Consider the following 24,017-nt stretch of genomic DNA (forward strand, 5'->3'; position numbering starts at 1 on the left):
AATGACCCTTCATCTGGTGAAACCAAACACGCCAAGATCCGGAGCCCCGCGGGCGGCAATCTGTGCCGCCATCTGACCCGGTCCTCGCTTCTCTGCTTCAAAATATCCCCGCCGGAGGCACAAATCTCTTGCGCGCGCGCCTAATCACACGCCCCCGCCCATCAAAAACACCCGAAAGCTCACCCGCTGATGGCTGATCTGGCGAACCACCTGAACCCGCTCCACCCAGTGAAAGCTTGAACGCGGCCCATCCCGCCCAACCAGCCGATACCCCTCGGCATCATATTGCGCGCGAATATGTTCCCCCTCTTCCGCGCGGATCACTGTATCGTCGACGCGAACCGTCTCCGCAAACCCGAGAGCGAGCAGCGCGTGGGCCTCGTCTTCCGTCCAAGGGCGCAGCCGCCGTGCATCATCCCAAGCAAAACTACAGCGCAGCAGGGCGACCGCCTCCTCGGGCCAGGTCTCCATATCATCCCGCTCTGCCCGCGTTGCGGTCAACAGCGGAAACACCTCTGGATCAGACACACGACGCGCGGCCATCTGGTCGCGAATCGCCAAACCATAACGGGCGCAATGTACCAACCCCGCCGGAATCCGCCCGCCAGGCGCCCCAAACGAGCCTTGAATGACCCAATAAAACGGATCGCCCTCTGTCGCCGATACATCCGGCGACCCAGGCCGGGCCAGAAACCCTGGGATATGCGCCTGTAACTCAGATAGAAAGGCCATTTCCCCAAAATGAGCCTGCCCCGTCAGATCCTCGACAGCATCAGGCATCAAAACATCTGGCTCTTGCGCAACGGCCCAAGAGGCCCAAGCCGCTACCCCTGCCGCAATCAAACTGCATGGCCCCAATCTCATGCCAAAACGATAACAGTCAAACCAGCAGATGCCAGCGCGGCTCCACAGATGTGATGTCGGAACGCACCCGGTCGCAGCAGAACCTAAACTGGTCAAGCGCCACGCGACCTTGCCCATAATCCCGCGGCAGCGCGCGTTGGCGAGGACCCCGCCCAGGGGTCACGAGCCGACGCGCCGCCACCGCCCGTCAGGGCATATTCAACCAAAGGGGAATAAATGGCGCGGTTGACGGGGCTCGAACCCGCGACCCCCGGCGTGACAGGCCGGTACTCTAACCAACTGAGCTACAACCGCGCAGACACGAAACAGGATGCAAGAGCGATGGTGGTGGCGCGGTTGACGGGGCTCGAACCCGCGACCCCCGGCGTGACAGGCCGGTACTCTAACCAACTGAGCTACAACCGCTCACCATCCGCCTCGCGCATCCGCTTCGGCGTGACGTGTGGTCTATGCTGCGCACCGCGCCCCGTCAAGCGGGCATGCACTCAAAATCTGCACCCATCTGACTAAGGATTAGGATCCGCCCCGCCGACGCGTGGCGTCACCAGCCAAACAGGCCTCCAAGACGTCCAAATCTGGCCAGAACACCCGCCGCGCCGGGACAGTTTCGCCCAAAAGCGGATCGTCGAACACCGGCCCCTCGACACCGCCCCAATGCCGATACACCCTCCGGGTCGCCTTGTTCTCCTCCAAAACAACCAGCGACAGAGATGACAGGCCACGCCGCCGCAAGTCGGCGCAGATTGCCCGCATCAGGTGCCGCCCAACACCCTTCCCGCGCATCCCGGCTGCCGTATGCAAATTGTCCAGGTACGGCCCGTCCTTATGACCAGGATCCCAAAGCGCAAAGCCTGCCAAAGCGCCGTCCCATTCCGCCACCGCAACCTCAGCTTTGTCCAAAACATCGGGGACCCATTTCTGCGCCATCATCGCCGTCAAAGGCGCATCTAAAGCGCCAGCTTTGAAGCAGGGGGCATAGGTGGTCTGCCAATTGGCGCTATGCAGGGCCTGAAGCCCCGACAAGTCATCCTCACAGGCCGGGCGGATCACCAAACTCATGTCTCTGACGCCTGGCGTTCGCGCCAAAATACATAAAGCCCCGCCGACGCAATCAGCACAATCCCGACCCAAACCGCCGCTGACGGGACCTCGCCAAACACCACCCAGCCCCAGAAAATCGCCATTGGCAAAGCCGCGTATTCGAAGGGGGCCACAGTGGCGGGCGCGCCGGTCCGATAAGCCTGGCTGATCGCATAGCCAATGCCACCGCCCAAAACCCCAATCAGCACGAACATCCAGACATCCTCGGTCGCCGGCCAGGTCCAGGCGCGCAGCAAGAAGATCAGACTGTCATGTTCGACCCGTTCGGCAAATCGCCCATCGCCGGCAACCAGAAAGAAGATCCCGCCGACACAAAGAAACGCACCCTGAATATAGATCGCCATCGCGGCGGCGCTTGATTTCACCCCAAGCTTCCGGGTCAACACATTCATCCCCGCATAGCCAAGGGCGGCCAAAATCGGCAAAGCCAATGTCCACCCTCCCGCCGCACCGGCATCGGCGTCACTCCAGGGTTGCGTCATCACCACGACCCCCAAGAACCCCACAATCACCGCACCGAGACGCCGTGGACCCACCTTCTCCCCCAGGATAGGGATCGAGAGCAGTGTGATAAAGAGCGGCGCGACGAAAAAGATCGCCGTCGCCGTCGCAAGCGGCATCACTGCCAAAGCAGCGAAGAATGTCATATTCGCGAAGACGATCAGCAGCGCGCGGATCAAATGCAAGCCAGGTTGCGTGGTCTTGAGCAGATGGAAACCGCCCTCCATCCGCAAAATCATCAGCGCAATGCAGATGCCAATGGCCGAGCGGATAAAAACCATCTGATGCAACGGATAGCCGTCCGACAGCGCCTTGATCATCATATCGTTGATCGAGATGAAGAACATGGCCATCAGGATCAACCCAATGGCCGCCTTGCCATCGTTGCCCGATTTGATCTCGACAGACTCAGCCATGTCACCCCTCCTCCCTGCCCGCTACGCGAAAAAACCGGTGCGCGCCAGAGCCAGCCGATCGGTCCGCTTGACGGATGGGGCCAAACGAAATAACCATCTAGTTATGGAACAATTTGGTTATAAAGAGGGGCACCCCAACCTGGACGCGGTTTTCGCCGCCCTGGCCGATCCAACGCGCCGAGCGATTTTATCCCGGCTTGCCCAAGGCGACGCGCCCGTCCACGACATCGCCGCGCCGTTTCAGATGAGCCAGCCCGCGATTTCGAAACATCTTAAAGTGCTGGAACGCGCCGGCCTCGTCGAACGGGCCATCGATAAGCAACGCCGCCCTGCCCGGCTAAACGCGGCGAACATGGCCGCCGCCGTCGCATGGCTCAAGGAATTCGAACAGTTCTGGTCCGGCAGTTTCGACCAACTCGACACATTACTTGAAGATTTAAAGACGGTAGAGAGGATAGACCGATGACCGAGACTCCAATCTATGTGCTGGAGCGTGAATTTGAAGCGCCCGCAGCGCTCGTCTGGCGCGCCTGGACCGAGCCGGAGTTGCTCGCCCGCTGGTATGGGCCGGGTGTTGAGACCATCATCCATCAGCTCGACGTCGCGCCCGGCGGTCTTTGGCTGGGAGAGATGAGATGGAACGGAAACTCCAACTATCAGCGGGTTGAGTATACCGAAGTGGTCGCGCCGGAACGCCTCGTCTGGCTCCATTCCATGGCCGATGCGGATTGGAACGTGATCGCCAACCCAATGATGCCGGATTGGCCCCGCGTCCTTCTGACCACCGTCACCTTTGGCGAGGTCGGAGGCAAAACCAAAATGCGGCTAACCTGGGAACCGCATGAGGCGACTGAGGCCGAGGTTGCCTGTTTTGCCGCCGCCCTCGCAGGTATGGACAAAGGCTGGGCCGCCGGTATGGAGATCCTAGCGGAAATCTTGGCCGAGCTGCAGTAAGCAGTCGGTGTCAAAGGCAAGAAACCCCGGTCCGCGCCTTTCTTGCACACTGGTACGCCGGAGGAATAGGGTTTCTGCATCTGTGGGTTGGAGACACCTATGAGCGAACGCTTTGAGATCAGGCAAGCGCAGAAAGGCGATGAACCCGCTATCCGATCCTGTGCAGAAAACGCTTATGATCAATATGTTGCAGCGATTGGGAAAAAGCCCGCCCCAATGGTCGCGGATTTCCGCTCTCTGATTGCGTCAGGTCATACCTATGTCGCCGTCGACGCAGGGGCCGATGTCGTTGGGTTCATCATCTTTTATCAGGAGGGTGATCACGTCCTTCTGGAAAACGTCGCCGTTCGCCCGGACGCGACGGGTCGAGGTATCGGCAAGCGTCTCATCGAGTTTTGTGAGGCAGAGGCGAAACGGTCCAAAGCGACATCGGTCAAGCTCTACACGAACGAGAAAATGACAGAGAATCTGTCGATCTATCCACATCTCGGTTATCGGGAAATCGAGCGGAGACGAGAAGACGGCTTCAATCGCGTCTTTTTTGATAAGCCCGTTTAAGCAACGCCCGCTTCGGCGGCGAAGCGGGCGTTTAGAAAGAGCACGTGCGGGGAAACAGCAAGCCTACCGCTCCGGCAGCGGGATGAACTCTTCCTGATCCGTCGGTGGCAGTTGAAACCGGCCATGCTCCCAATCGCCCGCGCGCCAGGCCTCCTTCGCCTCTTCGATCCGTTCTTTTGAGGACGCCACGAAATTCCACCAGATATAGCGCGGGCCTTCGAGCGTCTCACCGCCCAGGATCATCACCCGCGCGCCCTCTTCGCCGGCGGTCATCGACACCCGATCGCCGGGGCGGAAGACCATCATCTGCCCCGCCTCATAGCGCTGCCCCGCGATCTCGACGCGACCCGAGACCACATAAGCCCCGCGATCCTCGTGATCGTCCGGCATTGGCAGCCGCGCGCCGGGTTGCAGCAGCGCATCGGCGTAGAACATCTCGGACGCGGTTTCGACCGGGGCCCGTTCACCATAAGCGTTGCCGAGGATCAGGCGCATCTCTTTGCCCTCGCCTTCCAACAGCGGCAGTTCGGATTTGCCCGCATGAACAAACGCGGCCTGACCGTCTTCGGCCCCTTTTGGGAGCGCGATCCAGGTCTGGATGCCGAAAAGATTGTAGGGCGCCTTCAACATCTCGCCATCGATCCGCTCCGAATGCGTGATGCCATGGCCCGCCGTCATCAGGTTCACCGCCCCTGGCTCGATCCATTGATCGGTGCCGAGGCTGTCGCGATGGTGGAATTTGCCCTTGTAGAGATAGGTCACGGTCGCCAGGCCGATATGCGGATGCGGCCGGATATCCACACCTTTGCCGGTGACGAACTCTGCCGGGCCCATCTGATCGAAGAAGATAAACGGGCCGACCATTTGGCGTTTCGGCGCGGGCAAGGCTCGGCGCACCTCGAAATCGCCGAGGTCGCGGGCGCGGGGCACAATCACGGTTTCAATCGCGTCAACCGCGTCGTCGGTGGGGCAGTCGGGGTCCAGTGCAGGGTTCCAGCTCATCGGCGGGGCCTCCTTCGGCAAACTTGATTGCGGTAAAGGTAGGACGTGTTGGGCGGTTTGGGCAGGGGGATCGACCAACAGGCGCTGTGCGCAAACGCACGCTGCACCAACGTTGAGAAGATTTCTGCGCGCGACTGGATAGGCATTGTAGCCCATGCTGCGCATCGCTCAAAACAGGATTGATTGGTGGGTGATGAGAGGCTCGAACTCCCGACATCTTCGGTGTAAACGAAGCGCTCTACCAACTGAGCTAATCACCCGACCGGAGATGCTCTAACAAAAAGCTGGGGCGGGATGCAAGTGGGCTTCTGCCTGGTCCGTTCGAGAAACCTTCCGAGGACCGAATAAGGGTGTTTCTGGTGTCACGCCTCTCGCAACACGGTCTCAACCCCATCCCGAATGGCAAAGACCACACCTTGCTCATGGTCGAGCCAGGTCATCTCATCGAACTCCAAGCCAAGGCAGAGTCCCCGGATTACCGAGGAGGTGACACCATGGGTGACGATCAGCGTGGGACCGTTCAGATCGTCTAGCACCCCGAGCACCCGGGTGAGCAGGCTGGCATAGCGCTCCCCTTCGGGCGCTGTCAGAGCGCGTTCCAGATAGCTGCCAGGGTTTGAGAAAAGCGTGGGCCAGCGGGTTGCGGCCTCGTCTCGGGTTAGGCCTTGCCACGCGCCCATGTTGACCTCGGCCAGGCGCTCATCGAACGCCACTGGGCCATCATAGCCGCCGCGTGCGATCTCCCAAGTGGCGCGGGCACGCCCCTGCGGGCTGCAATAAACAGAGAGGTTCGGCGTCTCAGCCAGAATCCGCGAGACAATCCGCCCTTGGATGCGGGCCTGGGCTTCGCCTTTTGCGGTCAATGGGGAATCGAGCGCGCCCTGAAACCGGCTTTCCAGATTCCAGACGGTTTCCCCATGGCGCAGGATGTAAATCGGAGGCATCGGCACGGCCCTTCTGAACTCAGACCGCCCTAAGCCGACCGGTGACCAGATACAAGCGCCGAGGCCTTGATCTACGCATCAAGCCGCGCCGCCCAGTCATCGGCGGTGATCACTTCTTTTGGTGGCAAGGTATCGAGGACCGTTTTGATCCCAGCTATGTACCGTAACGGCGCTGGTTACATCCGTGGGTTGGGCGATCTGTGAGATCCGTTCAAAGAATTCGTGGCGCTTTTCCGAGATTTCTTTGAACGATTTCTGGTCATCACACGACCAATCGTCATAATCCGCTGACAAGGCGGCAATGATGACCCAAACGAGCCGTTAAGGAGGTGACACATGAACTGTTTAACCTCCGGCACCGCTTTGGGTCCTCCAATTTTGAACGACAAAGGGTATTCCACAATGATCCGTTCCCACTCTCTCGTCTCCGCGCTTGCGGTCGCCATCGCTTTGCCTGCCGCCGCCTGGGCCGATTGCCCGACCGGTCCCGCGACCGATGGTGTCTATATGACATTCCCCGACATGCTCATGCGCTACGAGGTCCAAAGCGACGGTACCATCCTGGAAACCGAAACCAACTATAAGGATGGCGAAGTTTGGCAACACGTCATGCATCCGACTGGACTTGTCTTCGAGAGTTGGGAGCTTGTCGCGGATCAAGTTGTCGCCGATAGCATTGAGACGGTCACCTACTCGACACCTTTGCCCGACATCGCGCCAAACAGCCGTTGGGATATTGAAGAAACCGCGCGATTCAGTGACGGGTTCGAAATCCGCTATTTTACTGAGGTTGAGGTGCTTTCGCCGACCGAAGTTGGGGTCGAAGACTGCAGCTACATTGGCTGGCCTGTGAACGTGCGGCGCACGGACCTCGAAACGGATGAAGCCTGGGTCGATGCTCAGATGTATCTGCCGGAGCTTGAAATCCTGGTCTACCTGGCAAGCGCTGATGCCGGTGAACGCCCCGACATTGTGCCGCCGCAGACGATTTCCGCACAGCGTCCAGACGTCTCGAACTGAGACAAGGCAATTTGAGCGGCTCACCCCCCTAAAGTCGGGTCCATGCGATATGCAGCTCTCGACCAAACAATCCGAAGGTGAATGGTGGGTGATGAGAGATTTGAACTCCCGACATCTTCGATGTGAACGAAGCGCTCTACCACTGAGCTAATCACCCGTAGGGCGGGCTTTTAGCTGTCCTCGTCCGGCTCCGCAAGGCCTTCCGAGCCGCGCTTATGGCGTTTGATCCGGGTGATCAGAACATCGCCATTTTTGGCCTCGTTCCGCCGTTTCACGACGACTTTGCCAAGCGGCGGGATCACCAGATCCTTGCCGCTATCCAACGCAGTGCCTAGCTCGTCGAGAACCAACTCCACCGCAATCCGTAGGTCGCTTCGCTTGAGCGCGCAGCGCGCAGCTACCGCGTCCAGAAGATCGCCGCGCTTGATCTTACCGGCGACCGGAGCAGCTGCATCAACCGCGCTGTCCTTCGCTGGAACTGCCGCCTTCGCCGCGGAGGCGCCACCCTTTTTGACCGGCGTCATCGGATCTTCGAGCTTGTCGGATGCGACCTCGGTTGTTGCGGGTTTGGACGTGCTGGTCGATTTTCGAGACCGGCGTCCGGCCGGGGTGGATTTACGTGGTTTCGTGGTCGTGGCCATGGGACGACCCCCTGCTCATTGTTTCTCACGTGCGGACAGAGTAGCGAGACACCGCTCTTTCCGCTACCCTTTTGAAGTATCGTGTCGCTGGCGGGGCATTAACTCCTTCGCGATATCATTCGCATCCTGACAGCGTTGCATAACCGCTGAAGCGAAAGAGCGGCCCTGGACGTGGGCCTTACGAAAAAGGCGCGCCGGTGAGGGCGCGCCTGTCTCAGCTTAATGTTTGTGAAGATCAGTGCGGCGCAGAAGATGCCGCCCCGCTGCCGCCTTTGGCCTCCAACGCGGCTTGGGCGGCGGCGGCCTCTTCGGCGGCCTCGTCCCATTCCACCGGCTCGGGTTGCTCAACCAAAGCGTGGCGCAAGACCTCGGACACATGGCCAACCGGGATGATCGTCAGGCCCTCTTTCACATTGTCCGGGATCTCCGGCAGGTCTTTCTCGTTGTCTTTGGGGATCAAGACGGTCGTGATCCCGCCCCGAAGCGCGGCGAGCAGCTTCTCTTTCAAGCCACCAATCGGCAGGACATTGCCCCTAAGCGTCACCTCACCCGTCATCGCCACGTCCTTACGAACCGGGATTTGGGTCAGGACCGAGACAATCGAGGTCACCATCGCGACACCGGCCGAGGGGCCATCCTTGGGCGTGGCGCCTTCGGGCACGTGCACATGGATGTCGAGCTTGTCGAATTTCGGCGGTTTAACCCCGATCGACGGGCTGATCGAGCGGACAAAGGAACTTGCCGCGTCAATCGACTCCTTCATCACATCGCCAAGCTTGCCGGTGGTCTTCATCCGACCTTTGCCCGGCAGACGCAGGGCCTCGATGCTCAGAAGGTCGCCACCGACAGAGGTCCAGGCCAGACCGGTCACAACGCCGATCTGATTGTCCTCTTCGGCCAGACCATATTTGTGCCGCCGCACACCCAACATCTCTTCAAGATTATCGGGCGTCACGGTCACCGCATCGGTGCCACCTTTGACGATGGTCGTCACAGCCTTCCGCGCCAATTTGGCGATTTCACGCTCCAGGTTCCGGACCCCCGCCTCGCGGGTGTAGTAGCGGATCACATCGGTGAGCGCCGGATCGGTCAGCTCAAACTCGTCTTTCTTCAGGCCGTGATTTTTGACCTGCTTACTCACCAGATGCTGCTTGGCGATCTCGCGCTTTTCATCCTCGGTGTAACCGGCCAGCGGAATGATCTCCATCCGGTCCAGAAGCGGGCTCGGCATGTTGTAAGAGTTCGCCGTGGTCAGGAACATCACGTTCGAGAGGTCGTACTCCACCTCCAGATAGTGATCGACGAAGGTCGAGTTCTGTTCCGGATCAAGCACTTCCAGCATGGCCGAGGCCGGGTCGCCGCGGAAATCCTGGCCCATTTTGTCGATCTCATCCAAGAGGATCAGCGGGTTCGTCGTCTTGGCCTTCTTCAGCGCCTGAATGATCTTGCCCGGCATCGAGCCGATATAGGTCCGCCGGTGACCGCGAATCTCACTTTCATCGCGCACGCCGCCAAGCGAGATGCGGATAAACTCGCGCCCCGTGGCCTTTGCAACCGATTTGCCCAGGCTCGTTTTACCGACACCCGGAGGGCCAACGAGGCAAAGGATCGGGCCTTTCAGCTTTTTCGAACGCTGCTGAACGGCGAGATACTCCACGATCCGCTCTTTGACCTTTTCCAGGCCATAATGATCATCGTCGAGGATTTTCTCGGCCCGGGTCAGGTCTTTCTTCACCCGGGATTTCACACCCCACGGGATCGACAGCATCCAGTCGAGATAGTTGCGAACAACGGTCGCCTCGGCGCTCATTGGGCTCATATTCTTGAGCTTTTTGATCTCGCCATCGGCTTTCTCGCGCGCCTCTTTCGAGAGCTTGGTGTTGGCCACGCGCTCTTCAAGCTCGGCCACCTCGCCCGCGCCCTCTTCGCCATCGCCCAACTCGCGCTGAATGGCTTTCATCTGTTCGTTCAAATAATACTCGCGCTGTGTCCGCTCCATCTGCGACTTCACGCGGGTCTTGATCTTTTTCTCGACCTGCATGACGGACATTTCGCCCTGCATCAGGCCAAAGACCTTCTCCATCCGCTCGCCCACGTCGAGCGTTTCCAGAAGCTCCTGCTTTTGATGCACCTCGATGCCAAGATGGCCCGAGACCAGATCGGCGAGCTTGGCCGGGTCTTGGGTCTCGGCAACAGAGCTGAGCGCCTCTTCGGGGATGTTCTTTTTCACCTTGGCATAGCGCTCGAACTCTTCGCTGACCGAGCGCAGCAATGCCGCAACCGTTGCCTCATCGCCGGGCGTTTCTTCCAAGGGTGCAACATGCGCCTCGAAGAAGTCCGGGTTATCGACAAACCCGGTGATCGCAACCCGGGCGCGCCCCTCGACCAGTACTTTTACCGTGCCATCCGGCAGCTTCAGAAGCTGCAGCACATTGGCCAGCACGCCCATTTCAAAAATACCGTCCGTCGTCGGCTCGTCCATACCTGGATCGACCTGCGCCGAGAGAAGAATCTGCTTGTCATCGGCCATCACCTCTTCCAAGGCGCGCACCGATTTCTCCCGGCCCACAAAAAGCGGGACCATCATATGTGGGAACACCACGATATCGCGCAGTGGAAGCACCGGGTATGTCGTTTGATTTTCTGGCATCTTGCCTTCCTTGTTCTTGGCAAGAGGGCACGGGACCCTGGCTTGGCAGCAATCCCCCTGGCCCCCTCCGGATCAGGATATGTCAACTTGGGGTACGCACACGCGGAATTCAAGCAGAAGCGGCCCCATTCCTTAATACATACTGTCGCTGGAACCAAAACGGCGCAACCAAGATGTGGCGAAAACCAGGGGATAAACCGCGAAATATTGTGGGCAGAGGGGGAGTTCGGATCAAACCAGTCGCCAGGGGCTGCGCCTTCACAAGCCAACATGCGGTTACACCGACAGACTCTGGAAGCCCGGCGAGTTGTTGCGGGGGGGGGGGCGGAGGCGGAAAGAGAGCGTGTTTTCCGAATGCTACGCACAAGATGAAGGGATGTCGCGCAAGCGGAACCGACGATTGGCAATCTATCACAGACGACGACTGGCCTATGCCCATCAAAAAAGGCCATGGAGTGCGCGGTGTCATTGCCCGACTACGTCAGAAGCAATTGAGACTTGCTGTCGGTTCGTCCACCACGTCGCCGTCGCAAGAAAACCGGTCTCAGATCTATCACACTGCCGGTGGAGATTGACCCCACCGGCAGATATCTTAGAGCGTCATCAGACTTTGACGTTGCCCTTGGCCAGGGCGTTGTAGATCACGCCGCCCAATACGGCTCCGATCACCCATGCATAGCCCGACAGCAACGAGAACCAGGGCACCCAGACGGTAGCGACCGAGAAGATGGCAGCCAGGCCGAAAGCCTTTACCGCGGCATGGTTCCAGCCGTTCTGGTAGTGATAGGTGCCCCCTCCATGTTGTAGAGGTCATCCTCGTTCAGCTGCTCTTTCCGGTGCCAATAATAGTCAACGATCATGATGCCGAAGATAGGTGCCAGCGTCGCGCCCAGCGTGTTGACGAAACCGCTGATCCCGAATTGACTGATAAAGCTGTTCCAGAAGCCACCAATCACCAGTGCAAACACCGATGTGATCAGGCCTGCGTTCCGAAAGCTGATCTTTCCGGGTGCCACGTTGGAGATGCCATTTACCGCCGGGATGAAGTTGGCCACCAGATTAATGCCAACCGTGGCGGCAAAGAAGGTGATGGCCGCGATCACGCCCAGAAGCACGCTGTCGGTGCGTTCAACGATCTCGGTCGGGTTGATGATCTCTTCGCCGAAGACGACGGCCGCGCCACCGGTTGTCAGCAAGGCAAGGGCCGAGAACAGGATCATGTTCAGCGGCAGCCCGGCCAGGTTGCCGATGATCATGGTCGGCTTGTCCTTGGCGTAGCGCGAGAAGTCGCTGAAGTTGATCATCACAGCCGCGAAATAGGCCACCATTGTGCCGACAATCGCAACAAAGCCCGTCAGTTCGGTCCAGAAAGTCCCCTCAGGATTGGCAAAGATCGTTGCGGTGGCTTGCAGAAGCTGCCCATCCGAACGCTGCCAGAGCACGACCACAAGGCCAATCATCACGACGTAGACGAAGGGGCCTGCGATGTTCAGGAAGGTTTCGACCCAGCCCATGCCACGCCAGAAGATAAAGATGTGGAAGACCCAGACGATGAAGAAAGAGAGCCAGTCAATGCCGGTCAGGCCTAGAATCTCGGTGCCGCCCGCATCAATGCCAGTGATTGATCGGATGAGCAGGGCCAGCGCCGTCGAGGCAAAATAGACCTGCACCCCATACCAGAACACAGCAACGGTGGCGCGCAGAATGGCCGGCAGATTGGACCCCGCGGTGCCGAGACTGGCGCGCGCGAAAACCGGGTAAGGAATTCCGTATTTTTCACCCGCTGCGCCGGACAGGTTGACCATCCACATCACAAACAATCCGGCAAAGATCAACGCCGCGAAGGCGGTCCAGCCGCCAACGCCGTAAGAGATGAAGAGAGATGCCACGAGCGAGTAGCCGAAAAGCGACTGCACGTCGTTCGCCCAGATGTTGAAGATGGCGAACCATCCCCAGGTTTTCTCGTCATCACCGACAGGGTTGAGCGTGTGCGTGCTCTCCCCCGCGACCGTATCACCATGGGCAACATGTATTTCATTTGTTGATGCCATTTTTTCCTCCCAGTGTGCTTCGCGAAGGGCGATCGCTGATATTGCTGAACTCTTCTGTGAAGCTGTGCTTGCATCTAACATTTTAGATGCTATCTTAATACACATACTAATAATAACTTCAAGTAGAACTTCAGAATTAGTAACGATGAGGAACGCTGCGATGAACCGATCGAACGAGGTCCAACTTATGGCGACCCAAGCCCAGGAAGCATTATGGGCCGCGCTGCTGGCTGGAAAATTGCGGGATGGGCAGTTTCTGTCGATGTCGCAACTTGCTGAAATTCTGGACTTTCCGATCGCTCCCATTCGCGAGGCGGTCAAAGTGGCAAGCGCGCAAGGGTTGCTGAGCGCGCTGCCGAAACGCGGCATTCGGATCATGGAGGCCCACCCAGAGACGATCAGAGAATGTCTCGATTTCCGCATGGTGATGGATCAGGAAGGCGCGCGGCGTCGCATCGGGTCCAACGCGCTTTCCGGACTGGATGCGCTGCGAAAACGGCATGTGGAGATGCGAGACACCGCCAGAACTGACGCGGCAAAATCGCTGCCACCGCAGGCCATCGAGATCGACTTGTCGTTGCACGACTTCCTGTCTGACGGGCTGGACAACGCGCAGCTTGCGGAGGGTTATGCGGTGAACCGGATGCGCATCGGCATCATCCAGAATTCACGTCCCTTCCTGCAGGACAGGATCGTTTCGGCGATGGAAGAGCATATTGCGATTATCGATGCTCTGGAAAACAGGGACATCGAGACGGCGACAGTCGCGATCCGACATCATTGTGATCAGACGCTTCGTTGGTGGGGTGTCACTTGAGGGCCGAACCGTCTCCAACCTTCTTCTGCTTGTCGCGTACAACGCGCGCGCGGAACTGAGCGGTGGTTTCGGTTTACGCTAGGCCACAGCCGTATTGCTGCATGCCGACGAGCTGCCGCGCGCGCAAATTCGCATACTCGACCCCACTCGCACCTCTGGTCAGATACCCGTTGCCCCCTCTGCTGGCTGCCACCAATGGCCCAACCGAAGGCATAAACGGAGCGAGCCCGCAGCGACTCGAGAACTTCAAAGGATGGCACTGTTTGGCAATGCCATATCACAGATATCCGAATGTCTCCCGGTCAGAACGGCTCTTGCCATCTCGTCGCTAAGAGCGGTTAGCCTTGAGCGGCGGGATATCGCCCTCGGAGCGCCCGGCATGGAAGTCGGCCTCCCATGCCTCAAACCTGTCTGCTGCGATCGCATCGCGCATACCCTGCATGATCTCCTGGAAGTAATGCAGGTTGTGCCACGTCAGCAGCATTGAGGAGATGATCTCCTGAGACCGGAACACATGGTGCAGATAAGCGCGGGAATAGTTGGAACAGGCCGGGCATGTGCATGCTTCGTCCAACGGTCGCGGGTCGTCGGCATGGCGGGCGTTTTTGATATTCACGACCCCGCGGCGGGTGAAAGCCTGCCCCGTGCGCCCCGATCGGGAGGGCAAAACGCAATCCATCATATCGATGCCGCGCTTTACGGCCCCGACAATATCATCCGGCTTACCGACGCCCATCAGATAGCGAGGCTTGTCCACCGGCAGCATATCGGCCGCGAAATCGAGGCAGCCAAACATCGCCGCCTGCCCCTCACCCACGGCCAAGCCACCCACCGCATAGCCATCGAAGCCAATCCGGGTCAGCGCCTCGGCGCTCTCTTGGCGGAAGTCCTGCTCCAAACCACCCTGCTGAATGCCAAAAAGCGCATGGCCCGGCCTATCGCCAAAAGCCTCCCGTGAGCGCTCCGCCCACCGCATCGAAAGCCGCATGCTCTCGGCAATCCGGGTCCGATCCGCGGGCAGCGCCGGGCATTCGTCGAAACACATCACGATGTCCGAGCCGAGGAGTTTTTGGATCTCCATCGATCGCTCCGGGCTCAGCATGTGTTTCGAGCCGTCGATATGGGATTTGAAACTGACGCCCTCCTCCGTCAGTTTCCGCAGCTCGGCCAGGCTCATCACCTGAAAGCCGCCGCTATCGGTCAGGATCGGGCGCTCCCAGTTCATGAACCGATGCAACCCGCCCAAATGCGCGATCCGCTCGGCCCCGGGGCGCAGCATCAGATGATAGGTGTTGCCGAGCAGAATATCGGCCCCCGTCGCGCGCACGCTCTCGGGCATCATCGCCTTCACCGTCGCCGCCGTGCCCACCGGCATGAAAGCCGGCGTGCGAATGTCGCCGCGCGGGGTGGAGATCACGCCCGTGCGGGCTTCGCCGCTGGTCGCGGCGAGCGTAAAGGAAAACCGATCAGTCATTGCGCCCCGATAAATCGCCCGCGCGGATTTGCCAAGCCTTCGACCGGCCTTTACGACCCAGATCACAATCCTTATATCTTCTGTCAAGAATTCCACAGTGAAGGTGGTCCATGACCCAACCGCAAGAACATCTCGAAGGGACGCCGCTGATCAAGCCGTCGAGCACGGATCATCCGCTATACGAGACCATCGTCGAGGCCTGCCGGACGGTCTATGACCCAGAGATTCCGGTGAATATCTATGATCTCGGCTTGGTCTACACGGTTGAGATCGGGGCCGAAAACGATGTCGATGTGGTGATGACCCTCACCGCACCGGGCTGCCCCGTGGCCGGTGAAATGCCGGGTTGGGTGGCCGAAGCGATCGAACCGCTTGATGGGGTAAAGACCGTCAATGTCGAACTGACCTGGGAGCCACCCTGGGGCATGGATATGATGAGTGACGAGGCCCGCCTCGAACTCGGCTTCATGTGATCATCGCGCCCGCTTGAACACAGCGCGCCAGAGCCGCCGCGGCCACCAAATCTGAAACTCCATTTGCATTTTTGCAAACTTGGCTTGTTCCTTCTGATATTCCGTTTGAGGCTTATCAGGGTTACAAATAGGTCGAATAACAGAGATCATTCTGTCCTCCTGACTTTGATTGGCAGGACAGATCTAAGCCGTGACAGCGTATCCCGGCAGATGCCAGATCCGCGACTGGAGTTGCAAAAATGGAAACCCAACCACATTGGGATGATTACGCCTATTTCGCCGCCGTGGCGCGGCATGGTGGCATTGCGCGCGCGGCTGAGGCCAGCGGCGTCAGCACCGCCACCCTGAGCCGTCGGATGCGTGCCTTCGAAACGCGCCTTGGCCGCCGCCTCTTTCTGCACGGTTCGGCGGGTTATGCCCTGACCTCAGATGGCCGACAGCTTTACGAGAAGGCACAGAAAATGGAGGTCGCCGCGACGGAAATCGCGCGCTGGCATACAGAGGCGACAGGCCCGGTCTGTGTCCGCATCTCAGCAGGCAGTTGGACCGCGACGGACTTGGCCGAACACGCAAGTGCCTATTGGAGCCCCAACGCTACCTGGCTACCGGAGTTCGTCTATTGCGATCTCAGCCTCGATATCGCGCGCCGGGAGGTTGATATCGGCATCCGCAACACGCGCCCCGATCAGCCCTGGCTCGCCGGGCAGCAGATCGGCCACGTGGACTATGCCGCCTATGCCACATCGCCCGAAGTCATAGGTTGGATCGGCCCGGCCCATGGTTCGGTTGAAACCCCGTCCGCTCAATGGATTAAGCGCCATCATTCACCTGAAATCGTGACCAAGGCCAATACGCCCCATCTGGCCGTCGCGCTGGCCCGTGCCGGGATCGGCCGGGTTGTTCTGCCGCTCTTCATTGGCGAACGGATGAACGGCCTCACCCGGGTCTCAGACCCAATTGCGGAGCTTCGTAGCGAACAATGGTTGGTCAGCCACCACGAGGGGCGGCACGAAAAACCCGTGCGCGCCGCGCTGGACGCAATCGCGGGATACCTGCGGCAGCGCGATCCGCTCCCTTGAGCCGGGGCCCGGTCTGACCTACATTAGGCGAACACAGGAAAGGGTGCATACATGTTCGGTATTCCCGGCAAACAGGCGGTCTCCATCACCGACAAGGCGGCGGCCCAAATCGCCAAGCTGATGGAAAAAGACGGCCATCAGGGCTTGCGCATCGGCGTCAAGAAAGGCGGCTGCGCGGGCATGGAATACACGATGGACTATGTCACCGAGGTCGATCCCCATGACGAAGTGGTCGAACAAGACGGCGCGCGGGTGATGATCGCCCCAATGGCACAGATGTTCCTGTTTGGCACCGAGATCGATTATGAAGTGTCGCTGCTTGAATCCGGTTTCAAGTTCAAGAACCCCAATGTCACCGATGCCTGCGGCTGCGGCGAGTCGATCAAATTCGATGAGGCGCTTGGAAAACCTGCGTGAGCGTTTCCGACGCCGATATCGCCTTTGCCAAAGAACTCTTCGCCGATCTGGAGCCGCTTACGACCCGCAAGATGATGGATGGGCTTTGCCTTTATCGTGACGGCACAATCTTCGCGATTCTGCATTCCGATGGCTCGCTCTGGATCAAAGGCGCAGGTGATTTTCAAGGAGAGTTGGACGCCCGCGGATTGGAACGGTGGACCTATCGCCGCGATGGCAAGAAGGAGTCGCCATGCCCTACTGGCGGCTGCCCGACGCAGCGCTTGACGATCCGGAGGAAGCGGTCGCGCTGGCACGTGAAGCCCTGACCCATCTGTGAGCCCCCTTCCCCGCTTTCCCCCAGACTGATACGTCTCGCTGGAGCACAAATCAGGAGGGACAGATGCGTCGCAAGCTTGCCGCTGGAAACTGGAAAATGAACGGCCTGTCTACGGATATGGGCGAAGTGGCCGCGCTCCCCACCGGTTTGGGCGTGGATGTTTTGATTTGCCCGCCCGCGACGTTGATCGACCGCATGGTCCGTGATCCAGACACCTTTGTTCAGGTTGGCGGGCAAGACTGCCACCCAAACCCGAACGGTGCCCATACCGGCGATATCTCCGCGCAGATGGTCGCAGATGCGGGCGCATCGCATGTCATTCTCGGCCATTCCGAACGCCGCCAAGATCACGGCGAAACCGATGCCCTGGTGCGGAGCAAGATTGAAGCAGCCTGGTCCGTCAGCCTGGTTGCCGTTCTCTGCATCGGCGAAACGGAAGCGCAATACCAAGCGGGCGAGACCCTAGATGTGCTCCGCACTCAATTGGCGGGCTCCCTGCCCGACGGCGCGGCCCCGGGCAATCTGGTCATCGCCTATGAGCCGGTTTGGGCGATTGGCACGGGGCTGGTCCCCACCATGGCCGAAATCGAATCCGTACATGGGTTCATCCGCGCCGAACTGGCCACGCGATTTGGCACGGACACCGCTGACGGCATTCGCCTGCTCTATGGTGGCTCCGTCAAACCCAGCAATGCTGATGAGATTTTCGCTGTGCCGGATGTAGATGGCGCATTAGTGGGCGGCGCATCACTCAAAGCGGCAGATTTCGGCGCGATCATGATGGCGCTTGATGCAGCCGCTAAGGCGATCTCAGTCTAGGATGCGCACACCCTGACCTAAGAGATGTCACAATCTGTCATAGGGCTGGGGCTGCGTACCATCGATATCGGTGAAACCGTACGCCCGGGCCAGATGGGCGGCCTCTTGGATTTCGCCTGATCGCGCCATCACCTGTGGATCAGCCGCCAAAGCGGCCACCCCACGCCCGACGAACTGGGCCGTTTCGCGTTTTGGCATCTTGCCTTTCTTCTTGTCGATCACATGGCCCGGATAGAGCGACAGAGCCGCAACGCCATGGGGTCTCAGTTCCTCCGCCATATCGCGGCTCATGGCGTCGGTTGCGGATTTCGCGGCACCATAGGCGACATTGCCATAATATCTCCGCGCCGCATAAAACGAGATATTCACGATCAACCCGCTACCTTGCGCAATCATAATCGGCGCGGCCAGGCTCGACGCGATATAGGTCGACCGGACGCCGACCAGGTGCATCTCATCCCAGAGATCAAAGGGCTGGGTCCAAAACGGCGCTTTCCATTTGAAACCCGTGTTAGCCGCGCGGTTGCGCAGCCGCGTGTAACCGCCCCAGGCATTGTTGACCAAGATATCCAAACGCCCGACCTCAGCTGCGATCTGTTCGAAGGCCTGAGCCACAGCCGCATCATCGCTGTGATCGCAACGCAGCGCGATGCCTCTGCCGCCCGACTTGGTGACCTCGGCGACATGCCGACCGGTGATCGAGCGCCCGGTCACAAATACGGTCGCACCCGCCTCCCCCAATCCGATGGCGATGCCTCTGCCTACGCTGCGGGTGCCGCCAGTGACCAGTGCGACCTTTCCTTCCAATGCCGCCATAACAGATCCTTTCATGTCCTCGCGAGCTTTGGAATGATCACAAAACTCTGGCCGATCAGATATGATCTAGGTTAACGGCCAGGCACAATCTGCGGTCACGCGTCACCCTGGCGTCTCTTGCATCACCGACCCACCGCGCTAAAACGGGTCTCACGTGGGTTGGACCGCGCACATGAGGTGCGTGGCCTTTCACATGGGAGGATATACATGACATTCACCAAATTGACCGCGCTGGCCATGACCACCGCGCTGACCGCGACGGCTGCGTTTGCAGACGGGCATGTGGACCGTAGCGATTGGCCGGAGAGCTTCACCGTTGGCACCGCAAGCCAGGGTGGCACCTATTTCGCTTATGGCTCTGGCTGGGCGAACCTTGTGGCTGAAGAGCTGGGTCTTTCGGGTGGCGGCGAAGTGACCGGCGGCCCGATGCAGAACATGGCGCTGGTCCATACCGGCGAAGCACAGTTCGGCATGACCACGATGGGCCCGGCGGCGGAATCGCTGAACGGCACCAACCCAATCGCGCCCGGTCTGCAGATGACCAATGCCTGCGCGATGTTCCCAATGTATCAGACGCCATTCTCGGTGACCGCGCTCAGATCTTCGGGCATCGAAAGCGTCGCCGATATTCCCGCCGGCGCGCGGATCGGCTTTGGCCCCGCCGGCTCCACCTCCGACACCTACTTCCCGCGTATGATGGAAGAGCTGGGCGTCGAGTTTGAGCGTCGCAATGGCGGTTGGTCGGATCTGGGCGGTCAGTTGCAGGATGGTCTGCTCGACGTGATCGCCTTTGCCGCTGGCGTGCCGGTGCCCGCCGTGTCGCAGCTTGAAGTGCAGACGGATGTGAACATCATCGAGTTCACCGAAGAAGAGCAGGCGCAGATCATGGCGGCCTTCCCGGTCAGCCAGTTCGACATCGCCGCGGACACTTACACCACCCTGGAAGCCGACGCGCGCTCGGTCTCGATGTGGAACTTCGCTATCGCGAATTGCGAGCTGCCCGCCAGCTTCGTCTATGCGGTTGTCGATGTGGTGATGAGCGACAATGAGCGGATGGTGAATATCCACCGCGCGGCGCGCTCCACGCTGCCCGAGAACTACGACAAAAACACCGTCATGATGTGGCACCCGGGCGCAGCCCAGTGGTTCGCGGATAATGCCGGTGCGATGATCTCGGACGATATGATCCACAGCGATATGTAATCAGACCGCAGGTCTGAAACGGAAAAAAAGGGCCGCCCAGATCGGGCGGCCCTTCTTCTTTTAGGTCAACGTCTTATTGCGCAGGCACATAGCGCTGTAGCGCGACGCGGATCACCCCGGAATAGCTTTCCGAATACTGCGTCACGCCCAGCATATACGTGCCGGGATTAACCCGCGTCGTCAGTTGGCTGTTCAACGAACCTCCAGCGTCGTCATTGAATTCGATGAAGCGACCGACCCCATCGAAAAGGCGGATCACCGGGTCACTGTCACTGATCTCGATCGCGTCGATCACCACCAAACCGCCCGCCGGAACGGTGAAGCTGAACCAAACCGCGTCACTGCCGACGACCTGATCCATCACAAGGCTGGTTTGCAAAGGACCCAGATCGATGATCGGATAGCTGCCACCGATGGGCGGGCTGGCTTCACCGGTCGCAAACATCTCTTGCATCGCGGCCACCGGGTCATAGCCCCGAACCGACACTGTCACCGGCTGCGTGTCATCCGAAAGCGACCGCATCGCGATGCAGTAATTCCCGGCGGGCAGCGGATCGGTGAAATCAATGCGCGAGTTGAGGCTTTCGTAATCATCGTTTTCGGCGATGAGCGTCCCCTGACCGTCATAGATGTAGATATACGGGTCCGCCGACTGGTTTTCCGCCCGAATGGTGAGCGCCTGAGGCGCCGATAGCGAGAAGCGGTAATACGGCGTCGCCGCGATGGAGTTGGTCGCGGTGACACCGGCCTGCAACTCCGCGTCAATCACGCCGGAACCAAGCTGCGTCGCGGGTGTGTTTGGCAGGCAGGGGTCGACGCCCGCGAAATTACCAAAGCCACCACCCCACCCGGGGGTCAGCGCCTCATGTTCGGCGCGACCCACGCGGAGATCGGCAACAACAGCACCGCCACCAAAGGCCCGTGTCGAGACACAATAGGTTCCCGGTTGAAGGAAAATGTCACCACGTGAGGCGAGATCACCGCCACTGTCATCATCGGTCAGGATAATCGTACCGGCCTCGTCGCGGATATCGATCACCGTATCGCCACCCGGGTTCGGGCGGGCTTCGATCCGATACTCCCCTGGTGTGCTGACAGAAAACAGCGAAACGGTCTCGCCGCCTGGTGGCACCATGACACCGGTTTGATCAATATGGCTTGCAGATGCGGAGATATCGGATGTTTCGGCCGAGCCGCCCACCCACACGCCATTGGCGCCGACACCGCCACACATAGCCGCATCCTGGGCCAAGACAGGAAGGGCAGGTAAGCTTGCAAGGGCAAAAACAGCACTGCTCAGAAACGCGCCGGTTCTCGAAATCATATGTTATCCTCCAATTGGGCCGGGTTGGTCACGGAAAGGCCCGACACGCGCGAGACTAACCCGCCAGGTCCGCCACTGGCCAGCAGAATACGCGACGATCTTTCCCCCTTTTTCCGCCAGCGGCGCTCCCTACCGGCCAGCCGAATGTGCCAAACTACGCGGTTGCAATGACCTGGTGGGCAAGCCAAAAAGGTGGGCACCGGCCAAATGACGCCAAAACGCGCAACAAGATGGCCAACCAGGGGGACAGCCATGACCGAGACTGAGAGCAACCAGGCCGAAGACCAGGTATTGGCCGAAGGCGTGGATGAAGAACCGATTGAAAGCAATCGTCGGATGTTCGAAGGCCGCGGCTATTTGATCATCGCCACGCTGTCGACGCTGTACGCCGCCTTCCATATGGCCGCGCTGAATGGGATCTCTGTCAGCGGGCTGACCGGCATCGACTTGCCGTTCCTGCCGCAATTCCCTTTGGAAACTTGGAATTTCCGCATTGTTCATATCGCGGGTGCTTTGGGGCTCGGGTTCTTGCTGTTCTCGGCCCATACCTTCTCCGATCACGCGCCGGATCACAAAGAGACCAAGCTCCTGTCGCTCGCGGCTGCTCTTCTGGCCCTGCCTGCGCTTCTGGCCGGGGTCACCGCGTTCCGCTTTATGGGGATGATCAGTTCGGGCGATCTGCCAGAGATGGGTGGGCTTACCACTTGGGCCGCCTTCCCCGGCACTGAGATTTACGCCCAAGAGGTCTGGTGGTTTGGGGTGCCGCTTCTGATTGCAACCTTCGGCGCCATCGCCACCGGCTGGTTCGAGCGGCGCGGGCGGGAGCTTTACGCCGCATCCGATATCGTTCTGGCGATTTGCGGCGTGGTCGTCGCGCTCTATCTGATCGCGATTTACGGCACCGCAGCCCGGAACTCCGTCGGCACGCCTTTCGTGCCCATCGGTGTGGCCTTTGCCGCCACCGCCGGGGCGGCGATGATCCTGGAGTTGACCCGCCGTGTGGCCGGCTTGGCGCTGGTGATCATCACCGGGGTTTTCCTGGCCTATACCTTCACCGCACATCTGCTGCCTGGCATCCTGGCGGTGCAAAACGCCTATAGCTGGCAGCGGTTCTTCGGCCATGTCTATTCCGACGCGGGCATCCTCGGGCCGACAACGGCGGTGTCTTCGACCTATATCATCCTCTTCATCATCTTCGCGGCGTTCCTGCAGGCCTCGAAGGTTGGCGACTACTTCGTGAATTTCGCCTTCGCCGCAGCCGGTCGCGCGCGCGGCGGCCCCGCCAAAGTGGCAATCTTCGCCTCGGGCCTCATGGGCATGATCAACGGCACCAGCGCGGGCAATGTGGTGGCCACCGGCTCGCTGACGATCCCGCTGATGAAGAAAGTCGGTTATCACAAAAAGACTGCCGGCGCGGTTGAGGCTGCCGCCTCCACCGGTGGGCAGATCATGCCGCCGATCATGGGCGCAGGTGCCTTCATCATGGCTGAGATCACCGGCATCCCCTATCAGGAGATCGCCATCGCCGCGATCATCCCGGCGATCCTCTATTTCACCTCGATCTATTTCATGGTGGATTTCGAGGCGGCAAAACTGGGCATGCGGGGCATGCGCGAGGATGAGCTGCCGAAGTTCCGCAATATGGTGAAACAGGTCTATCTGTTCGTGCCGATCATCATTCTGATCGCGGCGCTCTTCATGGGCTATTCGGTGATCCGGGCGGGCACATTGGCGACCGCCGCCGCCGCTGTGGTCTCATGGCTGACACCGCACAGGATGGGTATCCGCTCGATCATCAAAGCGTTCGAGCTTGCAGGCGTCATGTCAATCCAGATCATCGCGGTCTGCGCCTGTGCGGGGATTATCGTGGGGGTTATCTCGCTCACCGGTGTTGGCGCGCGGTTCTCCTCTGTGCTGCTCGATCTCGCCGGAGTCAGCCAGCTTCTGGCGCTCTTCTTCGCCATGTGCATCGCCATTCTGCTCGGCATGGGGATGCCCACAACCGCAGCCTATGCAGTGGCAGCCTCCGTGGTCGCCCCCGGCCTCGTGCAACTTGGCATCCCGATGCTGACCGCCCATTTCTTCGTCTTCTATTTCGCTGTGGTCTCGGCCATCACGCCGCCCGTGGCCCTGGCGAGTTATGCGGCGGCGGGCATATCCGGCGCGAACCCGATGGAGACCTCGGTTGCCTCGTTCAAGATCGGGATTTCCGCCTTCATCGTGCCGTTCATGTTCTTCTATAACAGCGCGATCTTGATGGATGGCACATGGCTCGAAGTGATCCGCGCTGCCGTCACGGCGATCTTGGGGGTGTTCCTGCTGACCTCGGGGGTTCAAGGCTGGTTCATGGGCGGGCGGGCCGTCTGGTTCCTGCGCGTTGGGCTGATCATCGCCGCGCTTTGCATGATTGAGGGTGGATTGATTACCGACCTTGTCGGCATCGGTATCGCGGCGGCGGTCTTCTTCGTCCAACGCGTGGTCAAACCCGATCCAGACGCCGCCATCTCGGTGCGCGGCGCGGACTAAGGGACCACCCCGAAAACGGATCAAGGGAGGCCGTTGCGCCTCCCTTTC

At 59.8% G+C, this 24,017-nt stretch carries 22 protein-coding genes, 4 tRNA genes and 2 pseudogenes; 13 read left to right on the forward strand and 15 right to left on the reverse strand.

Features of this window, described 5'->3' with window-relative positions; genetic code table 11:
* Window positions 1-144 precede the first annotated feature (144 nt).
* From QTA57_RS14940 to QTA57_RS14960, 5 genes are all read right to left on the reverse strand, one after another.
* A complete protein-coding gene (locus QTA57_RS14940; protein ID WP_290152207.1) occupies window positions 145-780 on the reverse strand; it encodes a hypothetical protein in 636 nt (211 codons plus the stop codon).
* A gap of 301 nt (window positions 781-1,081) precedes the next feature.
* Window positions 1,082-1,158: transfer RNA gene (locus QTA57_RS14945), tRNA-Asp, on the reverse strand.
* Window positions 1,159-1,192: 34 nt separating this feature from the next.
* Window positions 1,193-1,269: transfer RNA gene (locus QTA57_RS14950), tRNA-Asp, on the reverse strand.
* 108 nt (window positions 1,270-1,377) lie between these two features.
* Window positions 1,378-1,923 carry a GNAT family N-acetyltransferase gene (locus QTA57_RS14955; protein ID WP_290152208.1) on the reverse strand — a complete coding sequence of 182 codons (546 nt, stop codon included), beginning with the start codon at window positions 1,921-1,923 and terminating at the stop codon, window positions 1,378-1,380.
* A complete protein-coding gene (locus QTA57_RS14960; protein WP_290152209.1) occupies window positions 1,920-2,882 on the reverse strand; it encodes a DMT family transporter in 963 nt (320 codons plus the stop codon). Before QTA57_RS14960 ends, QTA57_RS14955 begins: the two co-directional genes overlap by 4 nt.
* On the opposite strand from QTA57_RS14960, the gene QTA57_RS14965 reads away from it, so the two are divergent.
* The 3 genes from QTA57_RS14965 (at window position 2,881) to QTA57_RS14975 (ending at window position 4,394) form a co-directional block, all read left to right on the forward strand.
* Window positions 2,881-3,348 (forward strand): ArsR/SmtB family transcription factor, encoded by a 468-nt coding sequence (locus QTA57_RS14965; RefSeq protein WP_290152210.1) that lies wholly within the window; start codon window positions 2,881-2,883, stop codon window positions 3,346-3,348. The genes QTA57_RS14960 and QTA57_RS14965 overlap by 2 nt on opposite strands.
* Complete coding sequence (locus QTA57_RS14970; RefSeq protein WP_290152211.1) at window positions 3,345-3,836, forward strand: SRPBCC family protein; 492 nt, start codon at window positions 3,345-3,347, stop codon at window positions 3,834-3,836. Before QTA57_RS14965 ends, QTA57_RS14970 begins: the two co-directional genes overlap by 4 nt.
* A gap of 99 nt (window positions 3,837-3,935) precedes the next feature.
* Window positions 3,936-4,394 carry a GNAT family N-acetyltransferase gene (locus QTA57_RS14975; RefSeq protein WP_290152212.1) on the forward strand — a complete coding sequence of 153 codons (459 nt, stop codon included), beginning with the start codon at window positions 3,936-3,938 and terminating at the stop codon, window positions 4,392-4,394.
* A gap of 63 nt (window positions 4,395-4,457) precedes the next feature.
* On the opposite strand, the gene QTA57_RS14980 is transcribed toward QTA57_RS14975, so the two are convergent.
* From QTA57_RS14980 to QTA57_RS14990, 3 genes are all read right to left on the reverse strand, one after another.
* Window positions 4,458-5,396, reverse strand: coding sequence for a pirin family protein (locus QTA57_RS14980; RefSeq protein WP_290152213.1), 939 nt, complete (start codon window positions 5,394-5,396; stop codon window positions 4,458-4,460).
* A 184-nt stretch (window positions 5,397-5,580) separates the two neighbouring features.
* Window positions 5,581-5,656, reverse strand: a tRNA-Val gene (locus QTA57_RS14985).
* A 102-nt stretch (window positions 5,657-5,758) separates the two neighbouring features.
* Window positions 5,759-6,340, reverse strand: coding sequence for a histidine phosphatase family protein (locus QTA57_RS14990; RefSeq protein ID WP_290152214.1), 582 nt, complete (start codon window positions 6,338-6,340; stop codon window positions 5,759-5,761).
* Between the two features lie 402 nt (window positions 6,341-6,742).
* Here QTA57_RS14990 and QTA57_RS14995 point away from each other — a divergent pair, with 402 nt between their 5' ends.
* The gene (locus QTA57_RS14995; protein ID WP_290152215.1) at window positions 6,743-7,360 is read left to right on the forward strand and encodes a hypothetical protein; all 618 of its coding nucleotides are present in this window, start codon (window positions 6,743-6,745) and stop codon (window positions 7,358-7,360) included.
* An 82-nt stretch (window positions 7,361-7,442) separates the two neighbouring features.
* Here QTA57_RS14995 and QTA57_RS15000 read toward each other — a convergent pair.
* From QTA57_RS15000 to QTA57_RS15015, 4 genes and pseudogenes are all read right to left on the reverse strand, one after another.
* A tRNA-Val gene (locus tag QTA57_RS15000) sits at window positions 7,443-7,517 on the reverse strand.
* Window positions 7,518-7,530: 13 nt separating this feature from the next.
* Complete coding sequence (locus QTA57_RS15005) at window positions 7,531-8,001, reverse strand: HU family DNA-binding protein (RefSeq protein ID WP_290152216.1); 471 nt, start codon at window positions 7,999-8,001, stop codon at window positions 7,531-7,533.
* 235 nt (window positions 8,002-8,236) lie between these two features.
* Window positions 8,237-10,651 carry an endopeptidase La gene (gene lon, locus QTA57_RS15010; RefSeq protein ID WP_290152217.1) on the reverse strand — a complete coding sequence of 805 codons (2,415 nt, stop codon included), beginning with the start codon at window positions 10,649-10,651 and terminating at the stop codon, window positions 8,237-8,239.
* Window positions 10,652-11,254: 603 nt separating this feature from the next.
* Window positions 11,255-12,702, reverse strand: a pseudogene (locus tag QTA57_RS15015) (NCS1 family nucleobase:cation symporter-1).
* Window positions 12,703-12,889: 187 nt separating this feature from the next.
* Here QTA57_RS15015 and QTA57_RS15020 point away from each other — a divergent pair.
* Window positions 12,890-13,018: pseudogene (locus QTA57_RS15020) on the forward strand (GntR family transcriptional regulator); the annotation flags it as partial.
* 105 nt (window positions 13,019-13,123) lie between these two features.
* Window positions 13,124-13,519: an FCD domain-containing protein gene (locus tag QTA57_RS15025; RefSeq protein ID WP_290154943.1), complete on the forward strand. Its 396-nt coding sequence runs from the start codon at window positions 13,124-13,126 to the stop codon at window positions 13,517-13,519.
* A 328-nt stretch (window positions 13,520-13,847) separates the two neighbouring features.
* Here the strand turns inward: QTA57_RS15025 and tgt are convergent, their stop codons facing one another.
* Window positions 13,848-14,993, reverse strand: a complete 1,146-nt coding sequence (gene tgt, locus QTA57_RS15030) for a tRNA guanosine(34) transglycosylase Tgt (protein WP_290152218.1) — start codon at window positions 14,991-14,993, stop codon at window positions 13,848-13,850.
* Between the two features lie 110 nt (window positions 14,994-15,103).
* Here tgt and QTA57_RS15035 point away from each other — a divergent pair, with 110 nt between their 5' ends.
* The 5 genes from QTA57_RS15035 to tpiA all read left to right on the forward strand — a co-directional run bounded on the left by QTA57_RS15035 (window position 15,104) and on the right by tpiA (window position 18,100).
* Entirely contained in the window at window positions 15,104-15,466 is a 363-nt protein-coding gene (locus tag QTA57_RS15035) for an SUF system Fe-S cluster assembly protein (RefSeq protein ID WP_145209463.1), read from the forward strand.
* A gap of 239 nt (window positions 15,467-15,705) precedes the next feature.
* Window positions 15,706-16,545, forward strand: coding sequence for a LysR family transcriptional regulator (locus QTA57_RS15040; protein ID WP_290152219.1), 840 nt, complete (start codon window positions 15,706-15,708; stop codon window positions 16,543-16,545).
* Window positions 16,546-16,596: 51 nt separating this feature from the next.
* Entirely contained in the window at window positions 16,597-16,962 is a 366-nt protein-coding gene (locus tag QTA57_RS15045) for a HesB/IscA family protein (protein WP_145209469.1), read from the forward strand.
* The gene (locus QTA57_RS15050) at window positions 16,959-17,270 is read left to right on the forward strand and encodes a TfoX/Sxy family protein (protein WP_330696709.1); all 312 of its coding nucleotides are present in this window, start codon (window positions 16,959-16,961) and stop codon (window positions 17,268-17,270) included. Before QTA57_RS15045 ends, QTA57_RS15050 begins: the two co-directional genes overlap by 4 nt.
* Before the next feature lie 74 nt (window positions 17,271-17,344).
* On the forward strand, window positions 17,345-18,100 hold the full coding sequence (tpiA, locus tag QTA57_RS15055) for a triose-phosphate isomerase (protein ID WP_290152220.1): 756 nt from the start codon (window positions 17,345-17,347) through the stop codon (window positions 18,098-18,100).
* Between the two features lie 27 nt (window positions 18,101-18,127).
* On the opposite strand, the gene QTA57_RS15060 is transcribed toward tpiA, so the two are convergent.
* On the reverse strand, window positions 18,128-18,931 hold the full coding sequence (locus tag QTA57_RS15060) for an SDR family NAD(P)-dependent oxidoreductase (protein ID WP_290152221.1): 804 nt from the start codon (window positions 18,929-18,931) through the stop codon (window positions 18,128-18,130).
* 192 nt (window positions 18,932-19,123) lie between these two features.
* Between QTA57_RS15060 and QTA57_RS15065 the strand changes: the two genes are divergently transcribed.
* Window positions 19,124-20,119: a TAXI family TRAP transporter solute-binding subunit gene (locus QTA57_RS15065; protein ID WP_290152222.1), complete on the forward strand. Its 996-nt coding sequence runs from the start codon at window positions 19,124-19,126 to the stop codon at window positions 20,117-20,119.
* 73 nt (window positions 20,120-20,192) lie between these two features.
* Here QTA57_RS15065 and QTA57_RS15070 read toward each other — a convergent pair whose 3' ends face one another.
* The gene (locus tag QTA57_RS15070; RefSeq protein WP_290152224.1) at window positions 20,193-21,443 is read right to left on the reverse strand and encodes a DVUA0089 family protein; all 1,251 of its coding nucleotides are present in this window, start codon (window positions 21,441-21,443) and stop codon (window positions 20,193-20,195) included.
* Between the two features lie 252 nt (window positions 21,444-21,695).
* Between QTA57_RS15070 and QTA57_RS15075 the strand changes: the two genes are divergently transcribed.
* Complete coding sequence (locus QTA57_RS15075) at window positions 21,696-23,969, forward strand: TRAP transporter permease (protein ID WP_290152226.1); 2,274 nt, start codon at window positions 21,696-21,698, stop codon at window positions 23,967-23,969.
* Window positions 23,970-24,017: the final 48 nt, after the last annotated feature.

Origin of the sequence: Fontisubflavum oceani, assembly GCF_030407165.1 — a bacterium.
Taxonomy (GTDB): domain Bacteria; phylum Pseudomonadota; class Alphaproteobacteria; order Rhodobacterales; family Rhodobacteraceae; genus Rhodophyticola; species Rhodophyticola oceani.

Coding starts and splice junctions, on each gene's coding strand:
- QTA57_RS14940 (WP_290152207.1), bottom strand. CDS start 780: ATGCCTGATGCTGTCGAGGATCTGACGGGGCAGGCTCATTTTGGGGAA.
- QTA57_RS14955 (WP_290152208.1), bottom strand. CDS start 1,923: ATGAGTTTGGTGATCCGCCCGGCCTGTGAGGATGACTTGTCGGGGCTT.
- QTA57_RS14965 (WP_290152210.1), top strand. CDS start 2,881: ATGTCACCCCTCCTCCCTGCCCGCTACGCGAAAAAACCGGTGCGCGCC.
- QTA57_RS14960 (WP_290152209.1), bottom strand. CDS start 2,882: ATGGCTGAGTCTGTCGAGATCAAATCGGGCAACGATGGCAAGGCGGCC.
- QTA57_RS14970 (WP_290152211.1), top strand. CDS start 3,345: ATGACCGAGACTCCAATCTATGTGCTGGAGCGTGAATTTGAAGCGCCC.
- QTA57_RS14975 (WP_290152212.1), top strand. CDS start 3,936: ATGAGCGAACGCTTTGAGATCAGGCAAGCGCAGAAAGGCGATGAACCC.
- QTA57_RS14980 (WP_290152213.1), bottom strand. CDS start 5,396: ATGAGCTGGAACCCTGCACTGGACCCCGACTGCCCCACCGACGACGCG.
- QTA57_RS14990 (WP_290152214.1), bottom strand. CDS start 6,340: ATGCCTCCGATTTACATCCTGCGCCATGGGGAAACCGTCTGGAATCTG.
- QTA57_RS14995 (WP_290152215.1), top strand. CDS start 6,743: ATGATCCGTTCCCACTCTCTCGTCTCCGCGCTTGCGGTCGCCATCGCT.
- QTA57_RS15005 (WP_290152216.1), bottom strand. CDS start 8,001: ATGGCCACGACCACGAAACCACGTAAATCCACCCCGGCCGGACGCCGG.
- lon (WP_290152217.1), bottom strand. CDS start 10,651: ATGCCAGAAAATCAAACGACATACCCGGTGCTTCCACTGCGCGATATC.
- QTA57_RS15025 (WP_290154943.1), top strand. CDS start 13,124: ATGGTGATGGATCAGGAAGGCGCGCGGCGTCGCATCGGGTCCAACGCG.
- tgt (WP_290152218.1), bottom strand. CDS start 14,993: ATGACTGATCGGTTTTCCTTTACGCTCGCCGCGACCAGCGGCGAAGCC.
- QTA57_RS15035 (WP_145209463.1), top strand. CDS start 15,104: ATGACCCAACCGCAAGAACATCTCGAAGGGACGCCGCTGATCAAGCCG.
- QTA57_RS15040 (WP_290152219.1), top strand. CDS start 15,706: ATGGAAACCCAACCACATTGGGATGATTACGCCTATTTCGCCGCCGTG.
- QTA57_RS15045 (WP_145209469.1), top strand. CDS start 16,597: ATGTTCGGTATTCCCGGCAAACAGGCGGTCTCCATCACCGACAAGGCG.
- tpiA (WP_290152220.1), top strand. CDS start 17,345: ATGCGTCGCAAGCTTGCCGCTGGAAACTGGAAAATGAACGGCCTGTCT.
- QTA57_RS15060 (WP_290152221.1), bottom strand. CDS start 18,931: ATGAAAGGATCTGTTATGGCGGCATTGGAAGGAAAGGTCGCACTGGTC.
- QTA57_RS15065 (WP_290152222.1), top strand. CDS start 19,124: ATGACATTCACCAAATTGACCGCGCTGGCCATGACCACCGCGCTGACC.
- QTA57_RS15070 (WP_290152224.1), bottom strand. CDS start 21,443: ATGATTTCGAGAACCGGCGCGTTTCTGAGCAGTGCTGTTTTTGCCCTT.
- QTA57_RS15075 (WP_290152226.1), top strand. CDS start 21,696: ATGACCGAGACTGAGAGCAACCAGGCCGAAGACCAGGTATTGGCCGAA.